Source organism: Dermabacter sp. HFH0086, assembly GCF_000413375.1.
In the GTDB taxonomy this organism is placed as follows: Bacteria; Actinomycetota; Actinomycetes; order Actinomycetales; family Dermabacteraceae; genus Dermabacter; species Dermabacter hominis.
Window position 1 is genome coordinate 1,150,129 of sequence record NZ_KE340308.1, and the last position, 21,309, is coordinate 1,171,437.

A 21,309-nucleotide genomic window follows, 5' to 3' on the forward strand; every position below is an offset into this window, starting at 1 on the left:
GTAGGGTGGGGGTATGAGTGAAAACACGACCTCCCGCCCTCGCCCCGAGCTTGGCGGCAACCTGCTTGGCCCGAAGCCGACCTTCCTGCCCGACGAGCTCGATCGCCCCGTTCGCGACCGCGAAGGTGACGACCCGAAGAAGGTCGCTGCTGACCACCCCACCTCCCCGCTCGCCTGGGCGCTCCTCGCCCAGGAGTCAAGTGCCGACGGCGACACGATCGAGGCCTACGCATTCGCGCGCGTCGGCTACCACCGCGGCCTCGACGCGCTGCGCCGCGCCGGCTGGCGAGGCCAGGGTGAAGTCCCCGCCTCCCACGAACCAAACCGCGGTTTTCTTCTGTGCCTCCTGCACCTTGCGCGTGCCGCAGAAGCGATCGGCGAGACCGGCGAGGTAGAACGCCTGAGGGATTTCATCGCCGAATCCGACCCGAGCCTGAGCGACGCCACAACGCTCGCCCCTTAACGTCGGCAATCACCCCGCGTAAAATAGGCCTTTGCTGTTTCGTTACCGCGCGCACCAGGACGCCGCGCACAAGGAGATGTCATGCCCGCGATCGTGATCGTTGGAGCCCAGTGGGGCGATGAAGGAAAGGGAAAGGCAACCGATCTTCTCGGCGATCGCGTCGACTACGTTGTCAAGCCCAACGGCGGCAACAATGCGGGGCACACGGTCGTCGTCCACGGCGAAAAGTTCGAGCTTAAACTCCTCCCCGCGGGGATTCTGTCGCCGAACGCGACGCCCGTGATCGGCAACGGCGTGGTCGTGAACCTCGATGCGCTCTTCGAGGAAATCGACACTCTTGAATCACGCGGCGTCGACACCTCGCACTTGCGCATTTCCGCGAACGCGCACATCGTTGCCCCCTTCCACCAAACGATGGACCGCGTCACCGAGCGCTTCCTCGGCAAGCGCGCAATCGGCACGACCGGCCGCGGCATCGGGCCCGCCTACATGGACAAAGTGGGGCGCCTCGGCATCCGCGTTCAGGACCTATTCGACGAGTCGATCCTGCGCCAAAAGGTTGAAGGCTCGCTTCGCCAGAAGAATGGCGTGCTCGTGAAGCTCTACAACCGTCGGGCCGTAGAGGTTGAGGAGATCGTGGCAGGCCTTCTCCAGTACGCGGAGCGGATCCGCCCCATGGTCGTGGACACGACCGAGATGCTGAACTCGGCGCTCGACCGAGGTGAGCTCGTGCTCATGGAGGGCGGCCAAGCGACCTACCTCGACGTGGACCACGGCACGTACCCGTTCGTGACGAGCTCGAACCCCACCGCGGGTGGCGCGTGCACGGGTTCCGGTATCGGCCCGACGCGCATCGACCGCGCGATCGGCATCGTCAAGGCGTACACGACGCGTGTGGGCGCTGGTCCGTTCCCCACGGAACTCTTCGATAGATGGGGCGAATACCTTCAGCAGAAGGGCCACGAAGTGGGCGTCAATACGGGGCGACCGCGCCGTTGCGGCTGGTACGACGCCCTCATGATTCGCCACGCCGTGCGCATCAACGGTTTCACCGATCTCGTGCTCACGAAGCTCGACATTCTCACGGGTCTCGACGAGGTGCCGATCTGCACCGCCTACGAGATCGATGGCGAAATCCATCGAGACATGCCCATGACGCAAACTGAGTTCCACCACGCGAAGCCCGTGTACGAGACGATGCCCGGGTGGAGCGAAGACATCTCGAAGGCTCGCACGTTCGAGCAGCTTCCGATCGAGGCACAAAACTACGTGCGCCGACTCGAGGAACTTGCCGGCTGCCGCATTTCGGCGATCGGTGTTGGCCCGGACCGCGATGACACGATCGCGGTGCACTCGCTCATTCCCGGCGAGGAACGCCTCGCGGGTGAAGGGTTCGACGGTGCCGGCGCGTAAGCCGATCCCGATCTCCGACGGCACGGCCGCGATCCGTTCGTGGTGCGAGAACGGCAAAGACACGGCGAGACCTACCCTCGCGCTCGCGGTGCGATTCACCCTCCAGGCGCTCGCCGAGGAATACCCGGGCGGCGCCGTCGAACTGCGCGTTCCACCGTTCGGCGCCGTGCAGATCATAGAGGGCACGAGCCACACGCGCGGAACCCCGCCCGCAGTCGTGGAGATGGATGCAGCAACCTGGATGCGCCTTGCGACGGGTGAGCTGACGTGGGCAGAGGGCCGCGCGAAAGGCGGCGGTGTGAGCGCATCCGGCGAACGCAGCGACCTCTCTGAAATTCTGCCCGTGCCGATCGCCCGGAGAATCGCCGCTGAAGAAGCGCCCGCCCGCCCCACTACGACCGAGGAGAATTAACACGTGACGAGCGAGAACACGCCCGAAGCCGGCTCCCTCCCCGCCGATGCCTCCGACGCACACGTCGAGCATCACGGACAGGACGATAGCCAGGCGAATGTTGAGGCCGCTGCGCCAGCTGAGGTCGACTCCGACGATGCGGGTGCCGCGGGCGCGGATCCTCACGCGACGCCGATGCCAACAGCGCTCTTCGTGAGGCGTGAACGCCGCATGAATCTCGGTGGGTGGGTCGTGCTCGCCCTCGTGCTCGGAGCCCTTTCCGGGCTCGTGTGGGGCATGTTCCGGGGTGTTTTCGATGTGGCGCCGCTCGTGATCGCCGCGCTCTACGGGGTTCTCTTTATCGGGGGTGCCCTCGCCCTTCTCGCCGTGATCATCGATTGGCTCCTCGAGCGCACGCGCGCGAAATAGATAACCTGAATTGCATAGGGGTTGTGGGGGTTTCGGAAGCGGATCAAACCCCCGCAACGTCTATGCAATTGGTCGGGCCTCGTGGCAAAACCCCCACAGTCTCTATGCAATTCACGAGGGGCGTGTGCCGTATTAGACTGGATTAGTGCTACCCGCAGACGGACGACTTACCCACGACCTCCTTCCCGACGATCGCCAACCGAAAGACGAATGCGGCGTTTTTGGCGTGTTCGCGCCAGGAGAAGACGTCGCCACCCTCACCTACTTCGGGCTCTATGCGCTTCAGCACCGCGGCCAGGAGTCGGCGGGCATCGCGACCTCAAACGGCGAAAAGATCCTCGTCTACAAAGACATGGGTCTCGTCTCGCAAGTGTTCGACGAAGGCAATCTCAAGACTCTTCAGGGCCACATGGCCGTGGGCCACACGCGCTATTCCACGACCGGGGCAAGCCACTGGGTGAATGCCCAGCCGACGCTCGGCCCTCGCCCCGATGGCACGATCGCCCTCGCCCACAATGGCAACCTCGTGAACACCCTCGAGCTCCTCGAGCTTCTCCACGAGCGCCAGGGCAGCGCGAAAATCGGTGAGCTCAAGCAGGGCAACACGACCGACACGGCGATCGTGACGGCGCTTCTCAATCACGACGGGAGCCTCGAGGAGAACCTCAAAGACCTCATGGGCCGTATCCGCGGTGCCTACTGCTTCGTGCTCATGAATGAAAAGACCCTGTACGCGGCGCGCGACCCGCAAGGCATCCGCCCGCTCGTGCTCGGCAGGCTGTCGAACGGGTGGGTTGTGGCCTCCGAGACCGCCGCCCTCGACATTTGCGGCGCGAGCTTCGTGCGCGAAGTAGCGCCCGGCGAGCTCATCGCGATTGACGAAGACGGCTTGCGCTGCGAGCAGGTCCTCGAACCCGCGCGCAAGAGCTGCGTATTCGAGTACGTCTACCTCTCGCGCCCTGACACGAACCTCAATGGGCGGAGCGTGAACGAGTCGCGCATCGAGATGGGGCGCGAGCTTGCGCGCGAACACCCCGTCGACGCTGACCTCGTGATCCCCACGCCCGAATCGGGCACACCCGCCGCGATCGGGTACGCCCAAGAATCCGGCATCCCCTACGGGCAGGGCATGGTCAAGAACGCCTACGTGGGTCGCACGTTCATCCAGCCCACGCAAACACTTCGACAGCTCGGTATTCGCCTCAAGCTCAACCCGCTTCGCGAAGTTATCGAGGGCAAGCGCCTCGTGGTTATCGACGATTCAATCGTGCGCGGCAACACGCAGCGAGCCGTGGTTCGCATGCTCCGCGAGGCGGGCGCGAGCGAGGTGCACGTACGGATCAGCTCACCGCCTGTGAAGTGGCCCTGCTATTACGGCATCGACTTTGCGGATCGCGCCCAACTCATTGCCAACGGTCTTGATACCGAAGAGATCTGCCGGTCGATCGGTGCCGACTCCCTCGGATACATCAGCTTTGACGGCATGGTCCGCGCGACCGCGCAACAACCGAACCAGCTGTGCTCTGCATGCTTCACCGGGGAATATCCCATCCCACTGCCCGCTCCCGATTCCGAGGGCCGCGAACTGCTTGGCATGGCCGACAAGGAGATCCAGAAATGACCAACGCACCGAAAGGCGAGGGCCTCACCTACGCCGCTGCCGGCGTCGACACGCACGCGGGGGACCGCGCCGTCGAACTCATGAAGGCCGCCGTAAAAAAGACCCACGGCGCGAGCGTCGTGGACGGTGTTGGCGGCTTCGCCGGTCTCATCGACGTGAGTGCACTCAAAAACTACGAGCGGCCCTTGCTCGCCTCGAGTACCGACGGCGTGGGGACGAAAATCGCGATCGCCCAGGCGCTCGATGTGCACGACACGATCGGTCAGGACCTCGTGGCGATGGTCGTAGACGACATCGTCGTGAGCGGTGCGAAACCGCTCGCCATGACCGACTACATCGCGTGCGGGAAGGTTCACCCCGAGCGGATCGCCAACATCGTGCGCGGCATCGCCGAGGGCTGCATCCTTGCCGAGACCGCACTCGTGGGCGGCGAAACGGCCGAGCACCCCGGCCTCATGGGCGAGAATGATTACGACGTGGCGGGCGCAGCCGTCGGCGTCGTCGAAGCCTCCCAGATGCTCGGCGCCGAGCGTGTGAAAGCCGGCGACGTTCTCATCGGCATGGACTCCAGCGGCCTGCACTCCAACGGCTATTCCCTCGTGCGCGCCGTCGTCGACCACGCAGGGCTGAGCCTTGACCAACACATCGACGATTTCGGCAAGACCCTCGGCGAGGAACTCCTTACCCCGACCCACATCTACAGCGCACAGATCCTGCGCGTACTCGAGAAGGCAGGCGTCGGAAACCTCCACGCACTCTCTCATGTGACGGGCGGTGGCCTTGCCGCGAATCTTGCCCGTGTGATTCCCACCGATTGTGGCGCTCACGTTCGCCGTGGCTCTTGGGAGCCCGGTGCGGTGTTCCGCGCGATCGGCGAGTGGGGAAATGTGCCGCTCGCGGACCTCGAGGCGACTCTCAACATGGGTATTGGCATGGTCGCGGTTGTGAGCGAAGAAAGCGCCGACGCGGTTGTGCGGCATTTCGAGGCCGAGGGCGTGCGCTCGCGGGTGATCGGCGAAGTCACCCGGCGCGAGGATCTTGCACAGCCGCGCGGCGAAAGCGATGTGCTCGTGCAGGGGGCAAAGGGGGCGCACGGCGGCCCCGTCCTCGTCACTACGTAACTGTCCCCAAAAATCTGAATTGCATAGGCGCTGCGGGGGTTTTGGGCGCGAACCAAACCCCCACAAACCCTATGCAATTCGAGGGGGCGGGGACCGGGGAGGGGGTGGGCTTCACCGCATAAAAAATGACGCCCCCAAACGGCTGTAGTTCTCGCGAATTACCTTCGTTTGGCGGCGTCAGTTCACAATGAAGGGGCGGTCAGGACTCCTCGTCCTCGTCAGCCCAGTCGTCGTACTCGCTTGCCCACTTGTCTTCGTAGCGGTCATCTTCGTCCCACGAAGCGGACTCGTTCTTTTTCCCGCTCAGCTCACGCTGAAGAGCGTTGAGATCCGTGGGCGGGCTGTAGTACTTGAGGTCCCGAGCAATCTTGGCCTGCTTGGCTTTCTGACGGCCACGACCCATAGGTACGACCCCCTGTGCGTCGAACATGCGGGCGTCTTTCGCCCTGGAGAGTAAGTTTCGGACTCTAGGTTACACTGCGGCGCCTGGGACTTAAAGTAGAAGCAGGCCCGCGCGGGGCCACGTCACACCCGACGGCGGCTCCGTCACCGGGAAAAATGCCCTGCTACCGAGTGCGAATAGCGACGAAAGAAAGCTCCAGCCATGTCCGCCGAACACGACCGCACCTATCCGCCCGTTGACGATTCAGCTCTCGTCGCGCATGGTTTCGACATCAGCCACCACGACGGCGGCGAGGACGCACTCGGGCCGTGGGGATTCACGACGATCGCGCGGCCCGCACCGAAAGAGCGAGCGACGGGCGCCATCGCGTTGTACCTCCACGGCTGGAGCGACTACTTCTTTCACCCGCACGTCGCGAACTTCTTTAACGACCGCGGCTACGATTTTTGGGCGATCGACCTGCGCCGAAACGGTCGTTCGCTGCGCGAGGGAGATGTGGCGACCGCGATTGGCGACCTAAGCGACTACGCAGAGGAGATCAGCCGCACGATCGACATGGCGAGCACGGCCGCCCGCGAGCGTGGCCTCACCCCAAAGAAACCGGTCATCTATGCCCACTCGACGGGAGGGATCACGACGGTCACTTGGGCGGCGAGGAACCCGGGGCAAGCGTCGGCCCTTCTGCTCAATTCGCCGTGGCTCGAACTGCATGGCGGGCCGCTCGTCCGCCGAGCCCTCCTTCCTATGCTCGAGGCGCTCGCGCGCACGCGGCCCCTAAGCTCGGTAATTCCGGGCACGCCCGATTTTTATGCCCGGACGCTTCACACCCACTTTGGGGGGCATTGGGATTGGCATGTGCCGTACAAGCCGTTCGAGTCGTTCCCGATGCCGGCATGCACACTCGCTGCCGTTGCACGGGCCCAGAATCAGCTCGCGAGCGGGCTCAATATCCGCGAGCCTATTTTCATGACGGCCTCGACGCGATCCGCTCTCGAACCGTTTTTCACGCGCCGTGCCTACACGAGCGATGCGATCTTGAACGTCGAGCAGCAGGTGAGGAACGCGCGCAACGCGGGGCGAGATCTGACGATCGCGCGGATTCCTGGAGCAACGCACGACATGGCCCTCGCGTTCGAGGCCCCGAGGAAGATGTTTTTCGCTGAGCTTGCCGCATTCATGGAGAGGCGCGGACTTTAGGCCCTTCTGGCCTTGGCGTCAGCCTCGGCATCGCGAACCCCGATCGGGATGGCGAGCGCACCGGCGAGGGCAGGCGTGAGTATTTGGCTGAGCGTGAACGCGAGCGCACACGACACAGCCGCGGCGTTTGGTGCGCCGCATTGCACGAGGGCCCACGCGACGCCGACGTCGATCACGCCGATGCCTCCCGGCGTGAGAGGGATGAGGGCGAGTAAGCGGCTGAGGGCATAGATGCCGAAGAGGAGGAGCGGGCTGATGGTGAAGCCGTAGCCGAACGTGCACCAGGCAATGAACGCGAGGCCCTGCACTATGCGCGCAATGGTGGGGGCGCCGAGGATCAAGGCGCGTGAACCCTGAGCGTCGGCGATCGCCATGTTGCGCGTGGCGAGGGCGGGTGTGACGATGTCGCGGCTTCGCCCGCCGTAGCCCTCGTGGAAGGCGTCGGTGATCGTTTGCACGCGTTCGAGGAGTGTGCGCAGCAGTGTTTCGCTCGAGGCTAGTCCGAGCGCCGTGCTCGTAAGGGCGAGGCCGAGCGCGGCGGCAACGACGAGGGCGATGCGGACCCACAGCGGAATGTCGAGCGGGGCGAGAGCGAGGAGGGTAACGGCGAGGATCGGCAGGAGGATCTGCGCGAGGATGTCGGCGATCGAAGCCAGAAGGGTGCCCGAGGCGATCGTTTTCGCGCTCGCCCCCGCGCGTTTGAGTCGAGCGTAGATAAGGCCGAGGGAGATGGTTGATCCCATCGGGATTGCGACGGTGACGGCTTGGGCAACAGCATTCGTTTCGGCGCTGGCCCTGAGGCTCACGCCGCGAAAGCAGGCGGAAAAACCGATTGAGTCGATCGCGAGGACGACAAGCGCGACCGCGAGGAGCGCGAGGACCCACCACACGCTGATCCCGGTGAAGGACGCGAAAATGTGTGTCCACGATGTGTCGAGAGCGCGGGGGATGAGCCACACGATCAGAATTGCTGCGAGGGCAATGGAGCCGACGGCGAGCAGGGCGCGCGTAAGTTTTTGTTCGCGTGTGAGGGGCGTGGGGCTGGAGGAGTCGTTCATCGCGGACCATTCTCGCAGAAACGCGCGGTCTCGACGTGATGCGAGCGACCCCGTCGGGGCCCCTGAGTTTAAATGTCTCACCCCTTTCGTAGAGTGGAGTCATGCATACGTTCATGATGATTTTTGTTTTCCTCCACATCCTTTGTTGGGCCGGCGCCTTCGGCATGTGGATCGCCGCTGCCAAGAACCGCCAGCCTCGTCCCGGCATGGCGCACATGGCCGCTGCCGCACCCGTGTTTGGCCTGATCGCCGCCCTCATTGGGATCGCCGCAGACATGGGTATCAACCACATGGTGATCGGTATCAAGCTTGTGCTGTCGGTCATCGTTGCGGTGTGTGCGTTCATCGCGATCAAGAAGCGCGAAGCAACGCCCGCGCCGGTCTGGTTCGCGATTCCTACGGGCATCGTCGTGAATATCGCGGTTGCGCTGTTCATGTGAGAGCGCGTGTAAGCGCCCCCGTGCACGGGCAAGCCGCTACACGGGGTAGGCCCGCAGCGCATGAACCTGTGCATGCGCGCCCACGCATCCGTTAACTATCCGCCCTATCCGTACGTGAAGGTGCCTCTATGTCCTCGCTTTTTGACGATTTTCCACTTCCCGAATCCTTCCGCGCGCTTGGCGAGGCCGGGAAGGGAATCAAAGGCGAGGGTGGCACGGGTGCGCGCGCACAGAGCGGGGGTGCGCGAGGGGAGTCCGACGCTTGCCCGCCTCCCGACGAATGGGATTTTTCCGAGGATGCCCCGCCCGAGGATTGGGAAACCGCGTTTGACGAGCAGGTGTCGCAATCGCCCAATCCCGAGGCGGGGGTGAACTTTGAGCCGGTTCCGGATGAGCCCGAGCCCGTGCGTCATGAGAGTTTTGCGGCCTGGGGCGGGCGCGATGAGGCTGCTCTCGAGGAGATCGTCGAGGGGCTCAACCCGCCCCAGCGCGATGCGGTCGAACATCGCGGCTCCCCGCTGTTGATCGTTGCCGGGGCAGGCTCCGGCAAGACCCGCGTGCTGACCCGCCGCATCGCTCACCTTTTGCGAAGTGGAGAGGCTCTTCCGGGCGAAATTCTCGCGATCACCTTCACGAACAAAGCTGCCTCCGAGATGAAGGAGAGGGTTGAGGCGCTCATTGGGCCCGCGGCCCGGTACATGTGGGTGTCGACCTTCCACTCGGCGTGCGTGCGTATTTTGCGGCGAGATGCGGCCGCAGCCGGGCTCAAGTCCACGTTCTCGATCTACGACTCGGCAGACTCCAAGCGGCTCATCACGAACATCGCGAAGGACATGGGGCTCGACTCGAAAAGGCACTCGCCCCGAGCGTTCCAGGCAAAAATCTCCTCCCTCAAGAACGAGCTCGTGACGCCCGAGGAATACGCTGCCCAGGCGGAGAACGCGAAGAACCCCGCCGAACGGATGATCTCGCAGATCTACACCCAGTACCAGGAGCGGCTGCGCACGGCGAACGCCGTGGACTTCGACGACTTGATCGCACTGACTGTGCGCCTGCTCGCCGAGAATCCGGGGATTCGCGAAGGCTATCGCCGTCGGTTCCGGCACGTGCTCGTGGATGAGTATCAGGACACGAATACCGCGCAGTACAGGCTTGTGCGCGAGCTCGTCGGCGATGACCCTCATGCGGACCTCACGGTCGTGGGCGACTCGGACCAGTCGATCTATGCGTTCCGCGGCGCGACGATCCGCAACATCATCGAGTTCGAGCAGGATTTCCCGAGCGCCCGCACGATCGTGCTCGAGCAAAACTACCGCTCGACCCAAACGATCCTCAGCGCCGCGAACGCGGTCATCAAGGAAAACCAGGGCAGGCGGCCCAAGAAGCTGTGGACCGATCAGGGCGAGGGCCAGCAGATCACGCTGTATGTGGCCGACGATGAGCAGGGCGAGGCGCGGTACATCACCCGCCAGATTGATGCTCTCATCGATGAGGGGGCGAAGGCTGGCGACATCGCGGTGTTCTATCGGGCGAATGCCCAGTCCCGCGCGCTTGAGGATCAGCTCATTCGCGTGGGTCTCCCGTACAAGGTTGTGGGCGGAACGCGCTTTTATGAGCGGCGAGAAATTAAGGACGCGATCGCGTACCTTCGCGTGCTGACGAACCCCGCAGATGAAATCAATCTGCGCCGCATCCTCAATACGCCAAAGCGCGGAATCGGCGAGAGGGCTGAGGCCGCCGTGTCAGTGCTCGCGGAGCAGGAGCGGATCAGTTTTGGCGAGGCGCTCGAGCGTGCGAGCGAAGCTCCCGGCATTGCAACGCGCTCCCTGGGCGCGATTGAGAAGTTCGTGTCACTCATGTCGCGCGTGCGCGAAAAGGTCGAAAAGGGCGAGGGCCCGAGCGACGTTCTCGAAGAGATCCTGAGCGAGAGCGGGTATTACGCCTCCCTCCAGAGCAGCGACGATCCCCAGGATGAATCCCGCCTCGAGAACCTCGCGGAGCTCGTGAGTGTCGCCGCTGACTTCGAGGCGGATCTCGCGGCCGCCGAAGCCGCGGCTTCCGAGTTCGAGGACGAGCCGGGCGGCCCCGAGGCCCCTAGTGGTTCGCTCGTCGATCAGTTCCTCGAAAAGGTTTCGCTGGTCGCCGACTCCGATCAGATCCCCGAGGGCGACGATCAGTTCGTGACCCTCATGACCCTCCATACCGCGAAGGGCCTCGAGTTCCCGATCGTGTTCCTCACGGGCATGGAAGACGGCACCTTCCCGCACCAGCGGACCCTCGCCGACCCGAAAGAACTCGAGGAGGAGCGCCGCCTCGCCTACGTGGGGATTACCCGAGCGCGCGAGCGGCTGTTCATTACGCGTGCGAGCGTGCGCGCCGCGTGGGGCACGCCGCAGTTCTTCCCCGCGTCCCGGTTCCTCGAAGAGATCCCCGAGGCCCTCGTGCACGTAGCGCGCGCAGGCAACGCGCGTGCGTACGCCGATTTCGGCGGTGGCTTTGGTGGCGGCTTCGGCGGTTCCGACGGTTGGGGTACTTCGAGCAGGCGTGGCCCATCTGTTACCGGCGTAGGCGTCGGCGGCGGCCGCCGCGACGTATCGCGGCCGAGTTTCGGTTCCGGCAAGAAGGCGAAGACGGCGAGCGAAATCCCGAACCTCGAGGTTGGCGACCGCGTGACGCACGACAGCTTCGGCATGGGGACCGTCGTTTCCGCGACCGGGGCGGGGGAGAAGCTCCAGGTCGAGGTCCAGTTCCGGGAGCCGCACGGGAAAAAGCGCCTCCTGGTGCGCTACGCGCCGATTACGAAGCTCTGAGCGAGTGGGGCCGGCGACCGTCCGGGCATCCGTTTCTCGGGCTCGAGACGCAGTTTTTCTCGACCCTCGTGAGTTTCGGGCTGTACGTCTCGCAGGCACGCGGTAGATTCGTAGCAGGTCCCATGCGCACATGGGCATCTCGCACTAAGGAGTGACATTGCGAATCGGAATCCCGAGAGAAACACTCGAGGATCAGCCGCTCGTCGCCGCCACGCCCGACACCGTACGCAAGCTCCGGAAGCTTGGTTACGACGTCGCGGTTGAGCGCGGTGCTGGGGAGCGCGCTTCATACCTCGATGCCGCCTACGCCGACGCTGGCGCCGAGATCGTGGGGGAGGAGGTGTGGCAGTCCGATATCGTGACGACGCTCGATACGCCCCCGCGCGAGATGCGCGAGAGGATGCTCGCCGGTGCCGTGCTCATTTCTCGCATGGCGCCGGGTCGCAACCCGGAGCTCATCGACGAACTCAAGGAGCATCGCCTGACGGCTCTCGCGATGGACGCGGTGCCTCGTATTTCGCGAGCACAGTCGATGGATGTGCTCAGTTCGATGGCGAACATTGCCGGCTATCGCGCGGTGATCGAGGCGGCGAGCAACTTTGGGCGTCTCTTTACGGGGCAGGTCACGGCGGCTGGCAAGGTGCCGCCCGCGAACGTGTATGTAATCGGGGCCGGCGTTGCGGGTCTCGCGGCTATCGGAACGGCGAATTCGATGGGCGCGATCGTGAAGGCTACCGATCTTCGCCCCGAGGCTGCCGAGCAGGTCGAGTCGATGGGCGCGGAGTTCGTCCCGATCGAGGCGAAGACGGAGAAGTCTGAGGATGGCTACGCGAAGGAGATGACGGCGGACCAAGCGAAGGCGGCCGCGGAGCTCTATTCGCGGCAGTCGGCCGAGGCGGACATCGTCATTACGACCGCGAATATCCCGGGCCGCAAGGCGCCGGTGCTTCTCACCGCCGCTGATGTTCAGAACATGAAGCCCGGCTCGGTGATCGTGGATATGGCTGCCGCGAACGGCGGCAACTGTGAGTTGACGAGGCCTGGCGAGGTCTACCAGATCGAGAATGGCGTGACGATCGTGGGCCACACCGACCTCGCGGGCCGGCTTCCCGGTCAGGCGAGCCAGCTGTACGGGCAGAACATCGTGAACCTCATGAAGCTCGTGACGCCTCAGAAGAATGGCGTGATGATGCTCGATTTCGAGGACACGATCGTTCGTGGCATCACGGTGACGTTCGCGCACGATGGCCAGGCGGATGTGCTGTGGCCACCGCCTCCCGTGAAGGTGTCGGCGGCGCCTGCACCTGCACCCGAAGCGGCACCGGCTCCTGCCGAAGCGCCCGAAGCGAAGAAGTCCCACGCGGGGACTATCGCGGCGATCATTGGTGGAATCCTCGGTGTGGCGCTTGTGCTTGCGAGCCCCTTCCAGGTGGCGGAGCAGTACATGGTGCTCATGCTCGCGATCGTGGTGGGCTACTACGTGATCACGTCGGTCACGCATTCGCTGCACACGCCGCTCATGAGCGAGACGAACGCGATTTCCGGGATTATTCTCGTGGGCGCGATTTTGCAGGTGGGCAGCGCGAATATTGCCGTGGCGATTCTGTCGTTCATCGCGATCGTGATTGCGAGCATCAACATTTTTGGCGGGTTTACGGTCACGCACCGCATGCTCTCCATGTTTTCGAGGGAGGGCTGATCGATGGACATGCAGCTGGTTGACTGGACGTTGAGGCTCACGACCCTCGCCTACATTGCCGCGGCCATTCTCTTCATCCTCGCGCTCGTGGGGCTCAGCGCGCAAAAGAGCGCGAAGCGCGGCAACATTTTTGGTGCGGCCGGTATGGCCATTGCGCTCGTTGCCACGATCGCGCGTGCGCTCGCGAACTCGCACGTGGATCCCGAGCATTTCAACGGCCCGATCGTCACCCTCATCTTGATCATTCTCGCGATGGGGATTGGCGCCGGCGTCGGCATTCCGCTCGCGAAGAAGGTGGAGATGACGGGCATGCCCGAGCTCATCGCCATGCTTCACTCGTTTGTGGGTCTTTCGGCGGTGCTGATTGGCTTTAATAGCTTCCTTCATCCGCACGGTATTTCCCCCGCGATGGAGACCTTCCATTTGGGCGAGGTGGCGCTCGGTATTTTCATCGGCGCCGTGACGTTCACGGGCTCGATCGTGGCTTACCTCAAGCTTTCGGCGAAGATCAAGGGCGCGCCGCTCATGCTTCCGGGCCGCAATTGGATCAACCTCGGCGTCCTCGTTCTCTCGCTCGTTCTCACGATCGCGTTCATGGCGAGCGGCGGCGAGGGCTTTGCCGGCTGGGCCTCGATTCTTCTGCTCACGATCCTTGCGCTCTTCCTTGGCTTCCACCTGGTGGCGGCGATCGGCGGTGGCGACATGCCCGTCGTCGTCTCGATGCTCAACAGCTACTCGGGCTGGGCCGCGGCGGCCGCGGGCTTCATGCTCGGCAACAACCTGCTCATCATCACGGGTGCGCTCGTCGGCTCGTCGGGTGCGTACCTGAGCTACATCATGTGCAAGGCGATGAACCGTTCGTTCATCTCGGTGATCCTCGGCGGGTTTGGTTCCGACGGTGGCTCCTCCACCGTCGAGCGTGATTACGGGCAGCACACCGAGATCACGCCTGAAGAGACGGCGGAGCTTCTCAAGGGTGCCTCGACGGTCATGATCACTCCCGGCTACGGCATGGCTGTGGCACAGGCGCAGTACCCGGTCGCGGAACTCACGAAGAAGCTCCGCGAACACGGCGTGGAGGTCACGTTTGGTATTCACCCGGTTGCGGGCCGCTTGCCCGGGCACATGAATGTCCTTCTTGCCGAGGCGAAAGTTCCCTACGACATCGTGCTTGAGATGGACGAGGTGAACGACGACTTCGCCGACGTTGATGTCGTGCTTGTGATTGGCGCGAATGACACGGTGAATCCGATTGCCGAGGAGCCGGGCAGCCCGATCGCGGGCATGCCCGTGCTCAAGGTGTGGGACGCGAAGCGTGTCGTCGTGTTCAAGCGGTCGATGGGCGCCGGATACGCGGGCGTTCAGAACCCGCTGTTCTTCAACGAGAACACGGACATGCTGCTCGGCGACGCGAAGACTTCCGTCGAGGCAATTTCGAAGGCGCTCTAGCCTCTCTCGTTCAGCCAAGGGCCCCGCGCGCACCCGTAGTGGGTGGGCGCGAGGCCCTTTTATGCGGCAATCTTGCCCGCGGGTCCTAGGGCCGGAGTCAGGAGTCGAGGAGCGCTTTGAGCATTGGCTCGATGTTTTCGCGCTTCACGAAATCGGTGTCCGTGCCCCACGTGTCGAGCATTTCCTGGTCGTTCGCGTGGCGCTTGCTCGCGGGCACCGCCTTCATGAAAGCGTGTACGCCGGTGAGTGCAGCCTTGTGGGCGAAAGACACCTTGGAGTGGGCAAGTCCGCCGCGCGCGTGGAAGCGTTCGGTGCGCGCATACACGTCACTCGGGAGGTTCGCGCGATGAACTTTATCGACTTCGTCGGTGCGGCTCGGGTCAGCCCAGGCAACGGAGAGCAAGGCGAGGCGGGCGCCTTCGAAAGCGTGCGCGGCACTCACGAAGGCCTTGACGTCGTGGAGCTTACCCGCATAGTTGCCGCCCGCGTACACGACGAGGTCGGGTTCACCTCCGAGCGTCTCTCGTGCCGCCTCGACGGTGAATCCTTTGGTGGTGAGGGTGTGCACGTCCCAGCCCGCATCCGTGAGGGCGCTCGCGATCATCTCGGCGTATCGGCCGGAGTGCCCGTAGATCGAGGCGTTGAGGATGAGGGCTTTCATGGGTGCTCCTTCGCGGTCGTGTTCGGTACTTCCAGCCTGCCACGCACCGCCGCGTACGGGCAGGGACCACCGGTGCCCGGCGCTCAGGCTGTCACGTTAATGAGCGCGAGCGCCCCGCGTTCGAGGTCCGCAAACTGATGATTGACGGCCTTGTAGGTGCCTTCCTCGTGGAACACCATTTCGACGAAACCTCCCTGGCAGCTGCCGAGGTCGAGAGCTTGCGAGCCGCCGCCGGTGGTGTTGTCGGGCTGCAGCAGGTATTTGCCTTCCTTGAAGACGGTGTCAAAAACGGTACCGACGACGTGGAAGGCAATCCCTCGACTCGGCCCGGCGGCGAGTACCCAGATGCGCACGCGCTCGCCGACCTTCGCTTCGAGGGGTGCGTGCACGTACTGGTTCGCGTGTCCGTTGAACACGGTGAAGTCGGGGCGTTCGGCGAAGATTTTTTCCGAGGAGATGGCGTGAACCGCGCAACCGTCGGGCCCCTGAACAGGGCTTCCATCCGCGCCGGTGCTGGCCTCCGGGGTGAGGTAGTGCTCGGATTGGACGAGCACGTATTCGCGGTCGGCCTGTGCAAGTCCCTGTGGCGGGACGATGAGGATTCCATACATGCCGCCAGACAGGTGCATGGTCATGGGTGCGGTCGAGCAGTGGTAGAGCCACGCGCCCGCGTAGTCAGTGGTGAAGGGGTACACGAGGCTCTCGCCGGGCGCGATCGTGCGCATGTAGGTGCTCGGCGCGACGGTGCCGGCGTGGAAGTCGATCGAGTGGCCCATCTCGCCGCTGTTGGTGAGGGTTAATTCGACTTTTCCGCCAAGGGGGGAGGTGACGACGGGCCCCATGACCTCGCCGTTGTACACCATCGATTCCATCGCGATGCCGGGTGCGATCTCGAGGTTCGCCTCGGTCACGTCGAAGGCGAGTTTTTGCGGCGTACCGGGGGAGGGGACTGCAGGCACGACCGGGTCACGCCGCGTGCGTGAGGTACCTGGCGCGGCAGTGAGGTCGGCGCTTACTCGGGTGAGGGGGTCGGTTCCGACGCCTGCTGCGCCAGCGTTGCCGCCCTCGGTTTCGCTCGTGCTCGCCCCGGTTGGGGTGATCTTGAGGGTCATGCCCATCGCGCGGTGACCGACGATCGAACACCAGCCTTCGACGGGTTCCGTGATGATGCCGGCCTCGAGCACGGCGGTGTCGCCTGGGTGGAGGCGCGCCGTGTGTGGGCCCGTGGCGAGAACGAGGTCGTGAGTATTCGCGGGATCGACGTTGCGGACCTCGATTTCGAGTCGGTCACCCGCGGGCACCTCGAGCGTGTTCGGAACGAAGCGCATGTCGGCATTCGCCTCGACCTTGAGGCGCGTCGTGCGACCGGTCGGGGCGATGGCGGGGCCCGCACCGTTCGTGTGCTCGGCCCCTCCGGCGGGGTTTCCGACGGCCGCCGCGCCTGCAAGGGTGCCGTCGAAAGCGCGCCCGACCGCGGCAAGGGAGAACACGGTCCCTACGCCAGCGAGTGCGCTCGTAAGGTGGCGCCGGTCGAGCATCGCGGGTTCGCGCGAGGGCTGTGCTTCGCGCGCGTCCGCACGAGGTGCACTCACGGCAGAGGACGTGGATGCCGAAGTAGCACCGCCTGCTGCGTGCATCGGTGCGGTCGGTGCGCCCACTCCCGGCATGCCAAGCTGCGCCGAGCGCTCCTTGAACTCGAGGCGCTCGCGCAGATTCACCTTGACCATGCGGAGCATGAGGACGATGAACGACGCGAGTACGATAAACGCCACCGCCGACACGAGAACGCGCGTGACCGAGCCGAACTGGCTCGGCGCGAAGGTGCCGAATGTGAGAGCACCAAAGAGCGCCTCGCCAACCGTGCCGGTGACGCTCGCGAACGCGAACATGCCAAGTGCGAGGTTGAGTGTCACTACGCGGAAGATCGCCCAGCGGCTCATGACGGCGAGACCCGCCTTGAGAGCGCGCGGACCGCCGCCCATCGAGGCCGGCAGAAGGTAGCTCATCGCGCCCAGGAGAAGTTGCAAGAGGAAGCCCGCGACGAAGGGGACGCTCAGATCGTGGAGGCGTGCCGCGGTGAGCGAGAAGTTGAGGGGCGAGGTGACCGGGGAACCGTCGGAACTGCCGATCGAGCTGAACCACAGCCCCCACAGCGCCACGCACGTGCCGAGAAACCACAGCGCGGCCGTGCCGATCGAGAGCACGGGGAAGAGGGCGAGCGGCTCGCGACGGGTTTGCTGAGCCGATTGTCGCGCAAGCGCCACGAGGAGCGAGCCGAGGACGACCTGACCGAGAATGTAGAGGGTGAGGCCCGCGAGCCCCACGAGGACGTTGTCGACGAGCGCACCGAGCATCGCGATGAGCGTGCCGATCACCATGACGATGAGGAAACGCGAGGCGCGCGAGGCTTTCGCCGTATCGAGCTTCGTGCGCAAGACCGTGGGCCAGAGCGTGAGCAGCGTTGCCGAGACCGTGACGCCCACGAAACCGAGGATATTGACGACTTGATGAGCGAGGAGCAGACGCCCCTGCCACGGTTCGCCGGGGGAGAAGGCGAGGATCGCGCCGAGCGTTGCACCGAAGGGGAGGAGGCACGCGGCAATGAGGTAGGCCCGCACGACGAACGAGAAACGCGGGGCGAGGGCTGCTTTGAGCTGCGCGCCAAGCGCAAAGGCATACCAGAGGATCATGGCGCTCACGCCGACGGCACCGAGCACCGTGACGGGCGGGAGATTCGCGAGCATGCCCGCCATCGTGAGCACAATCGACGCCGTGAGGCCCCAAATGCGCCCCACTTGCGTCGGGCGGGATTCCTCGGCGAGGCGAGTCTTAAGGAGCGCCTCCGTGAAGTGCTGGCCCCAAATCATGATCGATGTCGTCACGAGGCCGAGCGTCACCATGTGCACGAGTAGCCACCGAAACTGCGGGATGAACGGGTGCGCGGCGACGGCGATCACGAGCGCGATCATCCAGTAGGAGACGGGTTTCGTGGCCTTCCTGTGCCAGCTGCGGCGGGTGAAGCCTTTGGGGCGATTCTCGGTCGAGTGCAAGGCTGACCTTCCGTGCGGGGACGACAAACGGGGCGCGAAAAGCGCCCCGTTCATGCTATCGACGAAAAGGGAACTCGATCAGGACTTAAACCTCTTGACCTTCGCGCCTTCGGGGAGCTCCTCGCCAGGAATGCCCTCCGGATCGTCGAGGTCTGTTTCTTCGTAGGCGTCCTGCATGAGAGCGGCAATGATCCGCAAGAGCACGATCACCGCGAGGAGGATGAGCATCCACGTCACCGGAATAGGGATGATCCTCGAGAACACAAACCAGATCGCGCCGAGCGAGAGGGCGATGATTGACGTGTCGCGCAGGGCCGCGAGCAGGCGCTTCGTCATATTCGCGCGGCGATACCGGCGCCCCGCGACCTTCGCGGCCGCGCGCATCGTCTTTGCCGATTCGCTCGCCGAGTTCTTCGCGCTCTCGGCGCCACGGCGCACGTTATCGGCTGCTTTCGCCTCCCACACTTTCTGCGCTCCGCTCGCGTAGGCGCGGGCCTCCCGCTGCACGGCGCGCTTCGCGCCGGGAGCCTGCTTGCGCGCCGTGTTGCGGGCCGCCTTCGCGTAGGTCTTCCAACTGGCCATTACTTCTCATCCCTCATGCGGATATCGCCATCGCGTCTGTCGCGCACATTCGCGCGGCCTTCGCGGATCGCGGCGCGCTCGCGGTCGCGACGCCATTCGTAGTAGTAGGAAAGCCCCACGTTGAGCGCGAGCGTGAGCAGGATCGACAGCACGAGGCTTGCGAACTTCGCCTTGATCCCCATGAGTGAGAGGACCACGAAAAAGAGCGTCATGACCACGACGGAAAAGAAAAGGTGATCCATGATGCGCTGGCGGAGCGTTCTACGCTGGGGGCGGGGGCTCGTCATTGTTCCATCGTAACGGGCCCGGTATGGCGGGTGTGACGGGCGCGCGGGTGTCCGCTGAGCCGCTTGGCTGTGGCGATCCCCTAACCTGGAGTGACAATTGCCTGCCATGAAAGGACCCCCGTGGACCTTCTCGAACATCACGCGCGTGAGCTATTCGCCCGCCACGGCGTTCCCGTTCTCGACGCCCGTCTCGCGACTACACCGCAGGAAGCGCGCACAGCCGCGGAGTCGCTCGACTCTCCCGTGCTGGTCGTGAAGGCCCAGGTCAAGGTCGGCGGTCGCGGAAAGGCCGGCGGCGTTCGGGTCGTTCGCACTCCAGCGGAAGCCGAAGATGCAGCCCGCGCGATCCTCGGTATGGACATCAAGGGGCACACGGTGCATTCCGTCCTGGTTACCGAGGGCGCCGAGATCGCCGAGGAACACTACTTTTCGATTCTTCTCGACCGCTCGGCGCACGGCCTCACGGCGCTGTGCTCGAAAGAGGGAGGCGTCGAGATCGAGCAACTCGCCAAAGACAAGCCCGAGGCGCTCGCGCGCCACGAAATCGACCCGCTCGAGGGCCTCACGGCGGAAGCATCGCGCGATCTTCTCGAAGCTGCGGGCTTCGATGCCGAGCAGATCGGCGCCATCGTCCCGGTTCTCGAACGGCTTTGGGAGGTTTATCGCGACGAAGACGCGACTCTCGTCGAGGTCAACCCCCTCGTGACCACCACGAGGGGAGAGATCCTCGCCCTCGACGGCAAAGTGTCGATCGACGATAACTCGCTGTTTCGTCACGACGACCTTGCCGCCCTCGCCTCAACCGACAGCAAGGACCCCCTGGAGGAAGAGGCCCAGCGCCTCGGCCTCAATTACGTGAAGCTCGACGGCGAAGTCGGCGTTGTGGGCAACGGTGCAGGCCTCGTGATGTCGTCTCTCGACGTTGTCGCTTACGCGGGTCGCGACTTCGGCGGGATTCATCCGGCGAACTTCCTCGATATCGGCGGCGGTGCATCGGCGAGCGTCATGGCCGATGGGCTCGGGTTGGTCCTCGCCGACCCTCAGGTGAAAAGCGTATTTATCAACGTGTTTGGCGGTATTACCGCGTGCGATCAAGTCGCCCTCGGCATCGTCGGCGCCCTCGAGAGAATCGGCGACCGCGCAGCGAAGCCGATTGTCGTGCGACTCGACGGCAACGCCGTGGAGGAGGGGCGCGAGGTTCTTCGCCGCGCGAAGCACCCGCTCGTGCACATCGCGGATTCAATGGACGACGCCGCGAGGCAAGCCGCCGCGCTCGCCGCTGGAAAGTAGGGCAATCATGGCGATTTTTCTTGACGACAACTCCCGCATCATCGTGCAGGGCATCACCGGAAGCGAGGGTCTCAAGCACGCGCGCCGCATGAGCGCCGCGGGCGCCCAGATCGTGGGTGGGGTCAACCCGAAGAAAGCCGGGAGCGACGTGGACCTCGGCAACCGTCGGACCCCGGTTTTCGGCACGGTGGCCGAAGCGATGCGCGAAACCGGCGCGAATGTCTCCGTGGTTTTCGTGCCGCCCAGGTTTGCGAAGGGGGCCGTGATCGAAGCGATCGAGGCGGGTATGCCACTCGTCGTCGTCATCACGGAGGGCATCCCTGTTCTGGACACCGTCGAGTTTTATGCGCGCGCGCAGCGCAGTGGTCGCACGCGCATCATCGGGCCGAACTGCCCGGGGATCGTCTCGCCGGGTCTGTCCAACGCGGGGATCATCCCCGACCACATCACGGGCCCGGGCCCGATCGGGCTCGTTTCTAAATCCGGCACCCTCACGTACCAGATGATGCACGAACTCTCCGACATCGGCTTCACGACCGCGATCGGAATCGGCGGCGACCCGGTCGTGGGCACGAGCCACATCGATGCCCTCGATGCTTTCGAAGCAGACCCCGCGACGGAGGTGATCGTCATGATCGGTGAAATCGGGGGAGACGCCGAGGAGCGCGCCGCCGAATTCATCCGCGCGAAGGTCACGAAACCCGTCGTCGGCTATATCGCTGGCTTCACCGCTCCCGAAGGCAAAACAATGGGGCACGCGGGCGCTATTGTGAGCGGCTCAAGCGGAACGGCGCGCGCGAAGAAGGCGGCGCTCGAGTCTTCGGGTGTGCGCGTGGGAACGAGTCCGAGTGAGACCGCGAGGCTCGTACGAGAGGGCCTCTAGCGGGCGTCCCCTCCCGTCACGGATAGGCGAAGCTCGACCTCGCTCGCTCGCGAGTCCTGCAC

19 protein-coding genes are annotated in these 21,309 nt (G+C 64.4%); 13 read left to right on the forward strand and 6 right to left on the reverse strand.

Features of this window, described 5'->3' with window-relative positions; all coding sequences use genetic code 11:
* Nucleotides 1–13 precede the first annotated feature (13 nt).
* From HMPREF1484_RS04930 to purM, 6 genes are all read left to right on the forward strand, one after another.
* Complete coding sequence (locus HMPREF1484_RS04930) at nt 14–463, forward strand: DUF3151 domain-containing protein (RefSeq protein WP_016663922.1); 450 nt, start codon at nt 14–16, stop codon at nt 461–463.
* Between the two features lie 81 nt (nt 464–544).
* Nucleotides 545–1,876: an adenylosuccinate synthase gene (locus HMPREF1484_RS04935; RefSeq protein WP_016663923.1), complete on the forward strand. Its 1,332-nt coding sequence runs from the start codon at nt 545–547 to the stop codon at nt 1,874–1,876.
* Nucleotides 1,848–2,288, forward strand: coding sequence for a sterol carrier family protein (locus tag HMPREF1484_RS04940; RefSeq protein ID WP_369707158.1), 441 nt, complete (start codon nt 1,848–1,850; stop codon nt 2,286–2,288). Before HMPREF1484_RS04935 ends, HMPREF1484_RS04940 begins: the two co-directional genes overlap by 29 nt.
* A 3-nt stretch (nt 2,289–2,291) precedes the next feature.
* Nucleotides 2,292–2,696 (forward strand): hypothetical protein, encoded by a 405-nt coding sequence (locus tag HMPREF1484_RS04945; RefSeq protein WP_016663925.1) that lies wholly within the window; start codon nt 2,292–2,294, stop codon nt 2,694–2,696.
* Nucleotides 2,697–2,841: 145 nt separating this feature from the next.
* Nucleotides 2,842–4,317 carry an amidophosphoribosyltransferase gene (purF, locus tag HMPREF1484_RS04950; protein WP_016663926.1) on the forward strand — a complete coding sequence of 492 codons (1,476 nt, stop codon included), beginning with the start codon at nt 2,842–2,844 and terminating at the stop codon, nt 4,315–4,317.
* Entirely contained in the window at nt 4,314–5,438 is a 1,125-nt protein-coding gene (gene purM, locus HMPREF1484_RS04955) for a phosphoribosylformylglycinamidine cyclo-ligase (RefSeq protein WP_016663927.1), read from the forward strand. The genes purF and purM overlap by 4 nt, the downstream gene beginning before the upstream one ends.
* Before the next feature lie 199 nt (nt 5,439–5,637).
* Here the strand turns inward: purM and HMPREF1484_RS04960 are convergent, their stop codons facing one another.
* Nucleotides 5,638–5,841, reverse strand: coding sequence for a DUF3073 domain-containing protein (locus HMPREF1484_RS04960; RefSeq protein ID WP_016663928.1), 204 nt, complete (start codon nt 5,839–5,841; stop codon nt 5,638–5,640).
* A gap of 201 nt (nt 5,842–6,042) precedes the next feature.
* On the opposite strand from HMPREF1484_RS04960, the gene HMPREF1484_RS04965 reads away from it, so the two are divergent.
* Nucleotides 6,043–7,038, forward strand: a complete 996-nt coding sequence (locus HMPREF1484_RS04965) for an alpha/beta hydrolase (RefSeq protein WP_016663929.1) — start codon at nt 6,043–6,045, stop codon at nt 7,036–7,038.
* Here HMPREF1484_RS04965 and HMPREF1484_RS04970 read toward each other — a convergent pair.
* A complete protein-coding gene (locus HMPREF1484_RS04970; RefSeq protein ID WP_016663930.1) occupies nt 7,035–8,096 on the reverse strand; it encodes a lysylphosphatidylglycerol synthase domain-containing protein in 1,062 nt (353 codons plus the stop codon). The two genes, HMPREF1484_RS04965 and HMPREF1484_RS04970, sit on opposite strands and share 4 nt — an antisense overlap.
* Nucleotides 8,097–8,197: 101 nt before the next feature.
* Here HMPREF1484_RS04970 and HMPREF1484_RS04975 point away from each other — a divergent pair, with 101 nt between their 5' ends.
* The 4 genes from HMPREF1484_RS04975 to pntB all read left to right on the forward strand — a co-directional run bounded on the left by HMPREF1484_RS04975 (nt 8,198) and on the right by pntB (nt 14,494).
* Nucleotides 8,198–8,536 (forward strand): hypothetical protein, encoded by a 339-nt coding sequence (locus HMPREF1484_RS04975; protein WP_016663931.1) that lies wholly within the window; start codon nt 8,198–8,200, stop codon nt 8,534–8,536.
* Nucleotides 8,537–8,664: 128 nt separating this feature from the next.
* Entirely contained in the window at nt 8,665–11,346 is a 2,682-nt protein-coding gene (pcrA, locus tag HMPREF1484_RS04980; RefSeq protein WP_016663932.1) for a DNA helicase PcrA, read from the forward strand.
* A 157-nt stretch (nt 11,347–11,503) separates the two neighbouring features.
* Nucleotides 11,504–13,045, forward strand: a complete 1,542-nt coding sequence (locus tag HMPREF1484_RS04985) for a Re/Si-specific NAD(P)(+) transhydrogenase subunit alpha (RefSeq protein WP_016663933.1) — start codon at nt 11,504–11,506, stop codon at nt 13,043–13,045.
* Nucleotides 13,046–13,048: 3 nt separating this feature from the next.
* Nucleotides 13,049–14,494, forward strand: coding sequence for a Re/Si-specific NAD(P)(+) transhydrogenase subunit beta (gene pntB, locus HMPREF1484_RS04990; protein ID WP_016663934.1), 1,446 nt, complete (start codon nt 13,049–13,051; stop codon nt 14,492–14,494).
* Nucleotides 14,495–14,591: 97 nt separating this feature from the next.
* Here pntB and HMPREF1484_RS04995 read toward each other — a convergent pair whose 3' ends face one another.
* From HMPREF1484_RS04995 to HMPREF1484_RS05010, 4 genes are all read right to left on the reverse strand, one after another.
* A complete protein-coding gene (locus HMPREF1484_RS04995; protein ID WP_016663935.1) occupies nt 14,592–15,155 on the reverse strand; it encodes a flavodoxin domain-containing protein in 564 nt (187 codons plus the stop codon).
* Between the two features lie 83 nt (nt 15,156–15,238).
* Nucleotides 15,239–18,205, reverse strand: coding sequence for a multicopper oxidase domain-containing protein (locus tag HMPREF1484_RS05000; RefSeq protein WP_016663936.1), 2,967 nt, complete (start codon nt 18,203–18,205; stop codon nt 15,239–15,241).
* A gap of 78 nt (nt 18,206–18,283) precedes the next feature.
* Entirely contained in the window at nt 18,284–18,787 is a 504-nt protein-coding gene (locus HMPREF1484_RS05005; RefSeq protein WP_016663937.1) for a hypothetical protein, read from the reverse strand.
* Nucleotides 18,787–19,074: a hypothetical protein gene (locus tag HMPREF1484_RS05010; protein ID WP_016663938.1), complete on the reverse strand. Its 288-nt coding sequence runs from the start codon at nt 19,072–19,074 to the stop codon at nt 18,787–18,789. Before HMPREF1484_RS05010 ends, HMPREF1484_RS05005 begins: the two co-directional genes overlap by 1 nt.
* A 120-nt stretch (nt 19,075–19,194) precedes the next feature.
* On the opposite strand from HMPREF1484_RS05010, the gene sucC reads away from it, so the two are divergent.
* Nucleotides 19,195–20,364: an ADP-forming succinate--CoA ligase subunit beta gene (gene sucC / locus HMPREF1484_RS05015; RefSeq protein WP_016663939.1), complete on the forward strand. Its 1,170-nt coding sequence runs from the start codon at nt 19,195–19,197 to the stop codon at nt 20,362–20,364.
* Between the two features lie 7 nt (nt 20,365–20,371).
* Entirely contained in the window at nt 20,372–21,247 is an 876-nt protein-coding gene (sucD, locus tag HMPREF1484_RS05020) for a succinate--CoA ligase subunit alpha (protein ID WP_016663940.1), read from the forward strand.
* Nucleotides 21,248–21,309 lie beyond the last annotated feature (62 nt).

Bases quoted from the DNA above. Each gene is read 5' to 3' on its own strand.
- HMPREF1484_RS04930 (WP_016663922.1), top strand. From the start codon at position 14: ATGAGTGAAAACACGACCTCCCGCCCTCGCCCCGAGCTTGGCGGCAAC.
- HMPREF1484_RS04965 (WP_016663929.1), top strand. From the start codon at position 6,043: ATGTCCGCCGAACACGACCGCACCTATCCGCCCGTTGACGATTCAGCT.
- HMPREF1484_RS04975 (WP_016663931.1), top strand. From the start codon at position 8,198: ATGCATACGTTCATGATGATTTTTGTTTTCCTCCACATCCTTTGTTGG.
- pntB (WP_016663934.1), top strand. From the start codon at position 13,049: ATGGACATGCAGCTGGTTGACTGGACGTTGAGGCTCACGACCCTCGCC.
- HMPREF1484_RS04960 (WP_016663928.1), bottom strand. From the start codon at position 5,841: ATGGGTCGTGGCCGTCAGAAAGCCAAGCAGGCCAAGATTGCTCGGGAC.
- HMPREF1484_RS05010 (WP_016663938.1), bottom strand. From the start codon at position 19,074: ATGACGAGCCCCCGCCCCCAGCGTAGAACGCTCCGCCAGCGCATCATG.
- purM (WP_016663927.1), top strand. From the start codon at position 4,314: ATGACCAACGCACCGAAAGGCGAGGGCCTCACCTACGCCGCTGCCGGC.
- sucD (WP_016663940.1), top strand. From the start codon at position 20,372: ATGGCGATTTTTCTTGACGACAACTCCCGCATCATCGTGCAGGGCATC.
- HMPREF1484_RS04970 (WP_016663930.1), bottom strand. From the start codon at position 8,096: ATGAACGACTCCTCCAGCCCCACGCCCCTCACACGCGAACAAAAACTT.
- HMPREF1484_RS04995 (WP_016663935.1), bottom strand. From the start codon at position 15,155: ATGAAAGCCCTCATCCTCAACGCCTCGATCTACGGGCACTCCGGCCGA.
- HMPREF1484_RS05005 (WP_016663937.1), bottom strand. From the start codon at position 18,787: ATGGCCAGTTGGAAGACCTACGCGAAGGCGGCCCGCAACACGGCGCGC.
- pcrA (WP_016663932.1), top strand. From the start codon at position 8,665: ATGTCCTCGCTTTTTGACGATTTTCCACTTCCCGAATCCTTCCGCGCG.
- HMPREF1484_RS04935 (WP_016663923.1), top strand. From the start codon at position 545: ATGCCCGCGATCGTGATCGTTGGAGCCCAGTGGGGCGATGAAGGAAAG.